The sequence below is a fragment of the Belnapia sp. genome (assembly GCF_059504005.1).
Genome location: NZ_JCACHU010000027.1, coordinates 1 through 10,020, shown reverse-complemented (window position 1 = coordinate 10,020; position 10,020 = coordinate 1). Strand labels below are relative to the sequence as shown.

The following is a 10,020-nucleotide window of genomic DNA, read 5'->3' as shown; positions in this document are numbered from 1 at the left end:
TCGTGGCTCCATCCTCTCAAGAGTTGGAGCCTCTGGGGAAGCCGGGGCGGTTCACGACATCCTCGCTGGTCTGCTAAGAGCCGAGCGCAGATGGTCCGCAGGGGCGAGCTGCTTCATCGCGTGTGGCCTGGGCTCGCCCTGCAGGAGAATACGCTTTCAGTCCACGTCGCGGCACTCCGCCCGGCGCTCGGCCCGTACCGGGAGCTGCTGCTGACGGACCATGGCCGGGGCTATCGCCTTGTCGGCCGCTGGACGGCCGCCAGCGACGCGTCGGCGGCCGGGGCGGCGCCGGCCAGTGGAAGGGCAGTAGCGGAGCCTCGCGGCAACCCAGGCTGCATCGCCTACGGCACAATCAGCCGTTTCTGCTCATTTGACTACAGCCGGCGCCGCTCGCCGCGGGTCACCACCTCGCTGCGAGCACTCGTACGTGCACCTGTGTGGATACTCGTAGTCTCTGCCTCCGCCTCCATGCCCGCCTCCGTCAGCCAGAGACTGACATCACGCCCTCAATCCCAGGGTCTTTCGTCAGGCGGGGTCGTCACGACGCGTACGATTTAGCCGCCGTGCCGTATGCCCCGTATGCCATCGCGATCAGCCCCCCTTCAGCCTGGACAATGTGTTTACCGAGACGCCAGTGAAGTTGTTCTGCAGCAGGTAGCGCGGGCTGGAGGCGATCCACTTGTTGAGGTCGATCTCCTCGAACCGCGGATTGTCCCAGGTTTGGACGATCTCCAGCTCCTCGGTCCCGGTGTTGCGGATGGCGTGGCCGAAGCCCATTGGAATATAAGCGACATCGCCCGGATTGAACTCCGCCACTTTGCCTCGGCCGCCGGAGCCGAACATCGCCACCTGACCCTTGCCGCGCAGGTAGTAATGCCATTCATTAGCATTAACGTTCCAATGGAGCTTCCGCATCTCGCCGGGCTTCAACAGCATGATTCCGCCGGACATGGTCTTTGAGGCCGGGAATTCCTCGATGGTCGCCAGCCAGAATTGGCCGCCCTCGAAGTCACGCACCGCCCGGCGGTCCCGCAGCAGGCTGAACTTGTGCGTTGACTCACGCGGCCAAGGTGCGTCCATCGCTTCGGAGACCGGCACGACCGGCCCGGCCTGGATATAGGCCTCGCCCTTCGGGAAGGCGTCGAAGATGTCCTTCGGCACTCCGAATTCCTTGGCCAGCAAGTCCTTTGGCGTCACGTCCATCCAGTCGGTGATGCTGAAGGTGCCGTGTTCGGAGAATGCCCCGTTGTCGAAGGACAGGATGAAGTGGCAGGGCTCGTCGCCGATCGTCTGGATCGAATGACCATGCCCCTTCTGGAAGTACCAGAGGTCGCCCGGCACATAGTTGTTGATCTCGCTGGCGCCCGAAGGTTCCAGCACCACAGTCTGACAGCGGCCGGAGATGATGAAGGCCCATTCGGCGGCGATGGCATGCCAGTGCAGCTCGCGCGAGGCGCCGGGGTTGAGGAACATGTGGACGCCGGCGATCCCTTTGCTGATGGGGAACTGGTGGACCGTGGCCTCCTTCGCCCAGCCACCGGAAGTGATCTTCGGTACATTGCCGTCGAGCGAAAAGCGGAAATCCGGCATCGCCTCCACGTCCTTCGGATCGTGGTAAGCGACCTTGGCGCCCGGCGGCAACTGCACTGACTGCCGGCCGAAGCCGCCCTCGCCGGGCTTGCCGTGATCGGACGCCTGAACGGCCTCCTGCGCCGCCGCAGCGATCCGCTCAAATGAAACCAGCCCACCTGTGCCCAGCGCTGCGGCGCCTAGTATGTTCCGCCGCCTCATACCCATGACCGTTTCCCCCGCTATCAAAAGAAGAATAGGCGCTGGGCGGACCAGCACCGCCAGTGCAGGATACGACGAGAGGCGCAGACGGTCTTTCTTTGCCGCACGGGTATTGCCGAATAGCCCAACATTGAGAGTGGGAACGGGTTCTTCCTCACTCTGCGGTGCATCATAGTGAAGGAGGTTTGGAAGACGCTGGGATCTGGATGAGGCAAAGGTGTAATTCCTTTGATGACAGCCTCGTGCGGCAGGGCAAGCGGCCGGTCTGCAAAGCCTCGGTGCCTTAAGCCGATTGGTGTCACAAAGGCACGAGTGTGTAGTGCGAACGCAATCTGCTGGAGCAGTCGCACATGGAGGCATCGAAACTGAAATTGACCGTCTCCCGACAGAACGGTCCGATACACTACACAACGTGGTCGGATGCGCCGGCCCGGGCATCGGCGCTTCCGCAGCGAGGGCGGTGCTCATCGTTCCAAGGTCGACCCGGACGGAAGCTTCGACATGATACGCTCCTACCGCATAGGTGAGCCGATCGCCGACCGAACATCCCTTCACCGTAGACCTCCGGTGCTGAAAGCCCGGCTGTGCCGAAATGGTATGGCGACGCAATGAACGACGCCAACTCGGCATCCGCGGCCGTGCCTCTCGGGGCCAAGCCTTGGATCTGGCAAGCTCTGCGCCTCGGCCTCGTCATCGCCGCCGCCTTGATCGCCTGGGTCGTGGCCGACAACTGGAACCGATGGACTGGCGCGACCCGGTACATGCGCACCGATGACGCCTACATCTCCGGCGACCTGACGCCACTCTCGGCAAAGATCTCCGGCTATGTCGCCAGGGTCGCGGCGACGGACTACCAAACAGTCAGGCAGGGTGACCTGCTTGTCGAGATAGAGCCGTCCGACTACCGCGCGCAGCTTACGCAAGCGGAGGCGAATCGGCTTGCCGCTCAGGCGAACCTCGCCAACATTGCCAACCAACGCGCTGTGCAACAGGCGCTGGTGCGTCAAGCGCAGGCCACCATCCAGGCGACATCCGCCGATCTGCTGCGGTACACCTTGGAAGCGCAACGCCAGCGCGACCTGATCCGCGACCGGCTGGCCGGCACGCCGCAGATGGTGGAGCAGGCCGATGCCAACCAGAAACGCACGGAAGCGCAGCTCGCCCTTAACAACGCTCAGCTCGACCAGCAGAAGGCGCTGCTCGCGGCCATCGACACCCAGGAGCAGCTGCTGCAAGCCCAGCTCCGCTCCGCCGAGGCGCAGCTCGAGCTCGCACGCAACAACCTGGGGTACACCCGGATCATTGCCCCGGCTGACGGCATGACCAGCCAGCGCCTGGTCCGCCCCGGCCAGTTCGTGAACATCGGCACGCAGGTCATCGCCGTGATGCCACTGCCGAACATCTGGGTCATTGCCAATCTGAAGGAAACGCAGGTGACCCATTTGCGCATCGGCCAGCCCGCACGAGTGACGGTAGACGCATTCCCTGACTTGGCGCTGACCGGCAAGGTGGATAGCTGGTCGCCCGGCACCGGGAGCACCTTCGCGCTCCTGCCGCCGGACAATGCGACGGGCAACTTCACCAAGGTGGTGCAGCGGGTGCCCGTGAAGATCACGCTAGAGCCCAATCCCGCGCTCGGCGCTCTGGTCAGGCCCGGCATGTCGGTCATCGCCACCATCGATACCGGCTCGGATGCCGAGGTCACGGCAGCAGGTGAGGCCAGGCGGCGATGAGCCTCTCGCTCCGCCCATTCAGTGCGGCGGGGAGTGCGTTGCACGACTTGGCCCATCAGGCACCGCCACGCCTGAGCGTGGAAAGCTGGCGGCCCTATGTCGGGCTGATCGGCGTGCTCCTCGGTTCCATCATGGGCACGCTTGGCTCTCGCGTGACCAGCTTCGGCCTTGCCGATTTGCGAGGCGGGTTGCATGCGGGCTTCGATGAGGGCGCCTGGATCACCACCACCTTCGGCATAGGCCAGATGCTGGTCGGCGTCGCCTCGCCCTATCTCGGCGCCGTGTTCGGCGCGAGGCGCGTGCTGCTGATCGGCATCGTGCTCTTCTTCGCATGCTGCCTCGTGCTCCCGGTCACGGGTTCGCTCTCCGCCTTTCTCGTTCTCAACACGCTGGCCGGCATCGGGTCCGGCACCTTCATTCCGCTCACGATCAGCTTCGTCGTGCGCAGCCTCCCGGTACGTATGGTCGTCTATGGCGTGGCCCTCTATGCAATGAACACGGAGCTGTCGCTGAACGTCGCCGCCTCGCTCGAAGGCTGGTTTGCTGACAACTGGTCATGGGGTTGGATCTACTGGCAGTACTGCGCTGCCCTGCCCTTCATGTATGTCGCAATCGCCTTCGGCGTGCCGAAGGAGCCTGTGAATACGGGTCTGTTGCGCGACCTCGACTGGTGGGGCCTTGCCTATGCCAGCCTGGGTTTCGCTATGCTCTACGCCGGGCTTGACCAGGGCAACCGCCTGGACTGGCGGAACAACGGCCTCATCGTCGGGCTGCTACTCGGCGGCGGCCTGCTCACCATCGCCTTCCTGTGGCAGGAGCTGACAACGCCGCGCCCCTTCCTCAACCTTCGGATCCTCCTGCGCGGCAATCTGCTGCTCCTGATGCTGGTGCTGGCGGGCTTTCGCTTCATGATCCTGTCGACCGCCTATATAATCCCGAGCTATCTGCAGACGGTGCAAAGCTTCCGTGAACTCCAGGTCGGGCAGGTCCTCTTGTGGATCGCCCTGCCGCAGCTGGTCATCGTGTTGCCGCTTGCGGCGCTGTTGCGGAGGGTCGACGGGCGATTGGTGCTGGCCGCGGGCACGGCCCTGATCGGCATTGCCTGCATCATGGCGAGTGAGCTCACGAGCCAATGGGCGACCAGTGATTTCTTGCCCTCGCAGATCCTGCAAGCGATCGGCCAATCCTTCGCCCTGACGGCTCTCGTCATGACCGTCGTGCGCAGCATCGTGCCCGCCGAGGCCTTGACCATCGGCAGCCTACTGCAGATCAGCCGGCTTTTCGGCGGCGAGATCGGCACGGCCTTCATGCAAACCTTCGTACGAATCCGCGAGCAGGTGCACTCCAACCTGATCGGCTTGCATGTGGTCGACGGCACTGGCGCCACCGCGGACCGGCTGGCGCAGTATGCGGCGCGGCTGGGCGCGCATGTCGCCGATCCGGCCATCGCGCAGGCCCAGGCAGCGAAGTTGCTGGCAGGCTCGGTCGCCACGCAGGCTAGCGTTCTCGCCTATGCCGACGGCTTCGCCATTGCTGCCTTGGGCGCCCTGGCCTGCCTGGCGCTGGTCGCCTGCATGCGACGCGGACCTCCATCGCCGTTTTAGGGGTGCCGATGCTTCTGTAAAAATCGAGCGGCGATTTGCAATGGTCAGACGGCTTCGGATGAAAGATGGAGATGGCCGAACATCTCGCGTCCCACGAAGCGCTTGAGGAAGCGGATGAGCTCCCTCCTAATCAGCCCTCCCCTGTACGGCATTAGACATAGTTGTTGATCCGGCTTAGGTGGTTTTGAAGCACGCGGCGTAGCGGAAGGTCTTGTGGCCGAATAAGCGGCGGAGGCAGTCGGGCAGCTTCGGTCGCCGGCGGAGGTAGCTGAGAACGGCGCGCTTCAGCTGCGCCTTGCCGCGCGCCGGCGCCTGGCCGGTGGCCACCTGCTTCGGGTCGCCGTTGACGCATTCGTCCGGGTTCAGCTCGGGGCTGTAGCCGGGGAGGTAGAAGACTTCGATCTCGGCCTCGCACCCGACAAGCCAGTCGCGGACCTTGGCCGAGCGCTGGACCGGCGGGCGGCCGAGGACGAGGAAGACCTTCTGGTCAACGTCACGAACCAGGCGAGTGAGCAAGCGGAGCAGGTCCGGCGCCTTGATCGTGCCGTCCAGCACAGCTCGCCCTTGTTGGTCACCACCGAGATCAGACCGAGGTTGGCCCGCTTGTAGTTGACCCGCACCTCCGGTGTGCGGCCCGGGGGCGCGTAACCGCGTCCGCGCACATCATCAGAGCGCAGGCCGGTCTCATCCCGCGAGAAGATGGCGCCGCCCTCCGCCTTCGCCCGGGCAGCGATAGCCGGGTAGTCGCCGTCGCAGCCAGCGCCGGATCGCTGCCGGGGCACTGCCAAGCTGGCGGCCTATGTCTGAACGAAGCGGCTGGGCCAAGCTGGCGGTATGCAGCCCGACCTCGCCAGCCATTCTGACTACCGCTTCCCGGCCGAGATCATCAGCCATGCTGTATGGCTTTATCATGTCTTCAGCTTCAGCCTAAGGGACGTCGAGCCGAGCTCGGCCGAGCGCGGGATCACGGTCACTCACGAGAGCATCCGGCAGTGGGGCCTGAGGTTCGGGGCCGACTTCGCGCAGAAGCTACGCCGACATCGGCCGAAGCCGGGCGACACCCGGCACCTCGATGAGATCTTCCTGCGGATCAATGGTGTGTTGCACTGCCTCTGGCGCGCGGTGGATCAGCATGAGGTCGTGCTTGAGGTTCTGTTCCGAGGTTGCGGAGCATCCTCGAGCAGGTACAAACCTCGGCATGGCGAGACGGCGGCGAGTCATCTCGGTGAGGCCGGATCAGTTCTTCAAAGGGCGGTAGTTTAAGGCCGAGGTGCTCCTCTGGGCAGTCCGCTGGTACCTCATGTTTCCGGTGACCTACCGCGATCTCGAACTCATGTTGGCCGACCGCAGCGTGGAGATCGCACACACCACCATCGTCCGCTCGGTCCAGACCTATGCGCCGGACATCGAGAAACGGATCCGATCCCACCTGCGCTCGAGCTACGGCTCGTGGAGGGTCGACAAGACCTGTGTTCGAATGAAGGGCCGCTGGAGCTACCTGTGTCGGGCGGTGGACAGCCGCGGCCAGACGATCGACTTTCTGCTCTCCGCCAAGCGGGACGCGGGGGCCGCGAGCGGTTCTTCCGCAACGCGCTGAACCAGCCGCATACGGTGAACCCGCGCACCATCACCGTGGGCAAGAACCCGGCCTACCCATGCGCCATCGAGCAGATGAAAAAGGGCGGCGAGCTGTGCCGACGCTCGCGGCCACGACAATGCAAGTACCTCAACAACATACTGGAACAAGACCATCGGCGCATGAAACGCCTGGTCAGACCAGGGCTTGGCTTCGGCAGTCTCCATACCGCACGACGATCGCTGGCAGGCTACGAGGCGATGGCGATGATCAGGAAGGGGCAGGGTCGAAAGGTTGGCGGACGAGACATGCGGGCGCATGCTACCTTCGTCGCCGAGCTGTTTCAGGTCACCGCCTGATTTGAAGCTTGTCGCGGCCAGTCACAGCCTGCCGCAAACTCTGCAACACAATCCATCCGAGAGGCTGCCAAGGCTTGGCAAACGCAGCCCGGCACGTCGCACCGATCGCGCATTCGGCCGCAAGATTCGGATGGCGGCCCGGTCTCGGCCAGGGCCACTACATCGATCCACAACCGGCGACGAGGATTCGATGAGCCAAGCCAGCCTCCCGCATGCGCAAACTCATAGAACGGCGGAGCCGGCCATTCTGTACTTCGGCACGCCTGTTGTCCTGATCAGCTCGGCAAACGAAGACGGCACATTCAACTTGGCCCCGATGTCGTCGGCGTTCTGGCTGGGGTGGCACTGCGTCCTTGGCTTGGCCACAGCGTCTAAAACGACGGAGAACTTGAAGCGTACCGGCGAGTGCGTCCTCAACCTGCCGTCCGTTGAGCAGGTGGACGCAGTGGATCGCCTCGCCCTGACCACCGGCTCCGATCCGGCGCCACCCGGCAAAGTCGGCAGAGGCTACCGCTTTGAAGGACGCAAGTTCGAATTGGCCGAGCTCACGCCGGTGGCATTCGAGACGGTCGCTCCGCCGCGTGCGCTGGAATGCCCGGTGCACCTCGAGGCGACAGTCGAGCACTGGGGCAACCTTGCTGAGAACGACGAAGCGGTTCGCGGCCGCTCGGTGATTTTCGAGGTTCGCATCCGACGTGTACATCTGGCGAAGGCAATTTTGCTCGACGGGCACTGCGACCGGGTAAACCCGGACAGATGGCGCCCGCTCGTCATGAGCTTCCAACAGTTATACGGCCTCGCGCCGGGGCAGGCGCATGCTTCCCGGCTCTCCTGCATCCCCGAAGCACTCTACAAAAGCCCCGATGTCGACGCGGCGAGGGCCATTCCGAACCGAAAGCAGGTGCGACGGGGCCGCTAATCTTCGGAGCCATTGAATACCGTTCTGCCCATGAAGGATTTTATGAACGATCGCAGACACTAGTTGTTGGATAAGGCGTGATCATGGAGGTTTGGGTCTTTCATGCATCCGGGCGATCCGCATTGGATGTTCCGATGAGATCCAGAGACCATGACCACAGGCGGTATTCAGGACAAAGACTGGTAAGCAGTTCGACTTCGATGACAGCTTCTGCAGCATCGATCCAGCACGCCTTCCAGGGATCCTGGGTCCAACGTGCCTCGAAAGACTCCCCGTCATCCTGGTAGCCTAGAAAATAGCACCGCTGCATCTGACCATGATGGCGTGCGACAATGACGTGTTTCAGCATGGTGTCCTCTCAGCGAGAGCACACCGTACTTTCAAACGTGTAATGATAGACAGGCACAGGAGTGCGAGGGGTGATCACAGCCAATGGAAGTCTGACACCAGCGAGCCGAACCACTGTTTCAGGTAAGACGCCACGGCGCTGGCTGGCGTGAGGTCCTGCCGCTCCAAGAGGGAGGGGCCGCATGGGCGCCGCGCTGGAGATCCGGATCGACCTAGCCAGCTCTACGCGGCTGCAAGCGCTGGCGCGGCGGGAGCGTAGGCCACGGACGGCGACGCGGATGCTGGCGATCGCCGCTGCGCTGGAGGGCAGGAGCCGGGCGGAAGCAGCTTGGCAGGTCGGCATCTGACGCCGTCCGCTTGATTTGCGCCCCATAGCACTCATCTTTATTCCAAGCCAACCAAGCGGCACTATGGAGCGGGTCGGGAATCCGAACCTCCCTCAGCTCTGCTGCAGTTGCGCCTGACGCCTTCGGAATTCCAAGGCAGGAAGCCCACCCCAGCCCCAGTTGTCGAGATCGACTTCCTCGATGACCACGAAAGTCGAGTCCAGCGGCTTGTTCAGCACCTCAAGCAGCAGCTGGCTGGCGCCCGCGATGAGGCGGGCCTTCTCGTCGGCGGTCACGGCGTCACGGCCGGGTCCGGACCCCTCCCGAGTGACTTGGATGGTGACGATAGGCATTGCGGTCTGTCCTCCCTCTCCTTGGTCGGTCAGGCGCCGGCGCTCTGGCCGCCGTCGATGTGCAGTATCTCACCCGTTGCGAAGCTTGCGTCTTCAAGGAACATCACGGCGCTCACTACATCAGCAATTTCGCCCAAGCGGTTCATCGGATGCAGCTTGGCCAGGAAGTCATGCGTCTCGGGCAGGTGCATCGGTGTCTTGATGACGCCGGGTGAGACTGCGTTCACGCGGATACCCCTTGTTGCGTATTCCAGTGCCAGGGCCTTGGTTGCCGAATTGATGCCTCCCTTGGTGAGATTGGCCAATGCGGTGGGCACAAGACTGGTCGGCCGATCCGCCAGGCTCGTCGTGATGCTGACGACGTGGCCTGAACCTTGCCTCAGCATCTGACGCACCGCATGCTGCGTGATGTGGAAGAAGCCGCCGAGATTAGTGCCAATCTTCCTCTCGAAGTCTTCCCGAGAGTACTCCGTAAAGGGCTTGGCGATGAAGATGCCGGCGTTGTTGACAAGCGTGTCGATACGCCCAAACCGGGCCACTGTTTCCGCTATCACGCGCTCGGCCGTCTCCGGCTCGGCGACGTCGCCTCGCAGGGCAAGCACCCCCCCCTCCATGCCCTCCGGAACGGAGCGTGCAACTGACGCCACTGCGTAATCTCGGCGCCGGAAGGCCTCGACGAGGGCGGCGCCGATCCCTTGCGATCCGCCGGTGACGATGGCGACTTTTTGCTGACTGCTCATGACCGCATCCGATGTTCTCATGACCCGGCTGAATTGCGGGGACAGGGCCCTTCGGGGCATGTGCCAGATCTTCGCCATCGCAAGGCCGCGGTAGAACACCGCAATTCTGGGAAGCGCTGTTGCGCAAAGTGGAAAGATGCGTGGCTGGGGTATTGTCGCGTCAGCAAGCACCGGTTTGAGTGAACTTGGTAATGCTGCGCGCCCGGATGCCGACTGAGAGGCTGTTAAGCAATTTTATTGCGTGCTGGTGGCTGTTGGCAGCAGCGCATAG

Annotated in this window: 11 protein-coding genes and 1 pseudogene; 7 read left to right on the top strand and 5 right to left on the bottom strand. The window is 63.4% G+C overall.

Annotated features, from left to right (window positions below):
• A partial coding sequence (locus tag AC5JJ1_RS04940; RefSeq protein WP_495784006.1) for a winged helix-turn-helix domain-containing protein occupies positions 1–558 on the top strand: 558 nt, incomplete at its 5' end.
• A gap of 33 nt (positions 559–591) precedes the next feature.
• On the opposite strand, the gene AC5JJ1_RS04935 is transcribed toward AC5JJ1_RS04940, so the two are convergent.
• Positions 592–1,797 carry a cupin domain-containing protein gene (locus tag AC5JJ1_RS04935; protein WP_495784005.1) on the bottom strand — a complete coding sequence of 402 codons (1,206 nt, stop codon included), beginning with the start codon at positions 1,795–1,797 and terminating at the stop codon, positions 592–594.
• A 602-nt stretch (positions 1,798–2,399) separates the two neighbouring features.
• Between AC5JJ1_RS04935 and AC5JJ1_RS04930 the strand changes: the two genes are divergently transcribed.
• A complete protein-coding gene (locus AC5JJ1_RS04930; protein WP_495784004.1) occupies positions 2,400–3,524 on the top strand; it encodes an HlyD family secretion protein in 1,125 nt (374 codons plus the stop codon).
• Positions 3,521–5,128: an MFS transporter gene (locus AC5JJ1_RS04925; RefSeq protein WP_495784003.1), complete on the top strand. Its 1,608-nt coding sequence runs from the start codon at positions 3,521–3,523 to the stop codon at positions 5,126–5,128. The genes AC5JJ1_RS04930 and AC5JJ1_RS04925 overlap by 4 nt, the downstream gene beginning before the upstream one ends.
• A gap of 174 nt (positions 5,129–5,302) precedes the next feature.
• On the opposite strand, the gene AC5JJ1_RS04920 is transcribed toward AC5JJ1_RS04925, so the two are convergent.
• On the bottom strand, positions 5,303–5,683 hold the full coding sequence (locus AC5JJ1_RS04920) for a transposase (protein WP_495784002.1): 381 nt from the start codon (positions 5,681–5,683) through the stop codon (positions 5,303–5,305).
• Between the two features lie 279 nt (positions 5,684–5,962).
• Here AC5JJ1_RS04920 and AC5JJ1_RS04915 point away from each other — a divergent pair, with 279 nt between their 5' ends.
• The 3 genes and pseudogenes from AC5JJ1_RS04915 (at position 5,963) to AC5JJ1_RS04905 (ending at position 7,982) form a co-directional block, all read left to right on the top strand.
• Entirely contained in the window at positions 5,963–6,391 is a 429-nt protein-coding gene (locus AC5JJ1_RS04915; protein ID WP_495784001.1) for a transposase family protein, read from the top strand.
• Between the two features lie 7 nt (positions 6,392–6,398).
• Positions 6,399–7,063, top strand: a pseudogene (locus AC5JJ1_RS04910) (IS6 family transposase).
• A 190-nt stretch (positions 7,064–7,253) separates the two neighbouring features.
• Positions 7,254–7,982 carry a flavin reductase family protein gene (locus AC5JJ1_RS04905; RefSeq protein ID WP_495784000.1) on the top strand — a complete coding sequence of 243 codons (729 nt, stop codon included), beginning with the start codon at positions 7,254–7,256 and terminating at the stop codon, positions 7,980–7,982.
• A gap of 100 nt (positions 7,983–8,082) precedes the next feature.
• Here the strand turns inward: AC5JJ1_RS04905 and AC5JJ1_RS04900 are convergent, their stop codons facing one another.
• A complete protein-coding gene (locus AC5JJ1_RS04900) occupies positions 8,083–8,331 on the bottom strand; it encodes a hypothetical protein (protein ID WP_495783999.1) in 249 nt (82 codons plus the stop codon).
• Positions 8,332–8,512: 181 nt separating this feature from the next.
• On the opposite strand from AC5JJ1_RS04900, the gene AC5JJ1_RS04895 reads away from it, so the two are divergent.
• On the top strand, positions 8,513–8,677 hold the full coding sequence (locus AC5JJ1_RS04895; RefSeq protein WP_495783998.1) for a hypothetical protein: 165 nt from the start codon (positions 8,513–8,515) through the stop codon (positions 8,675–8,677).
• 92 nt (positions 8,678–8,769) lie between these two features.
• Here the strand turns inward: AC5JJ1_RS04895 and AC5JJ1_RS04890 are convergent, their stop codons facing one another.
• Positions 8,770–9,009, bottom strand: coding sequence for a tautomerase family protein (locus AC5JJ1_RS04890; protein ID WP_495783997.1), 240 nt, complete (start codon positions 9,007–9,009; stop codon positions 8,770–8,772).
• A gap of 29 nt (positions 9,010–9,038) precedes the next feature.
• Entirely contained in the window at positions 9,039–9,827 is a 789-nt protein-coding gene (locus AC5JJ1_RS04885) for an SDR family NAD(P)-dependent oxidoreductase (RefSeq protein ID WP_495783996.1), read from the bottom strand.
• Positions 9,828–10,020 lie beyond the last annotated feature (193 nt).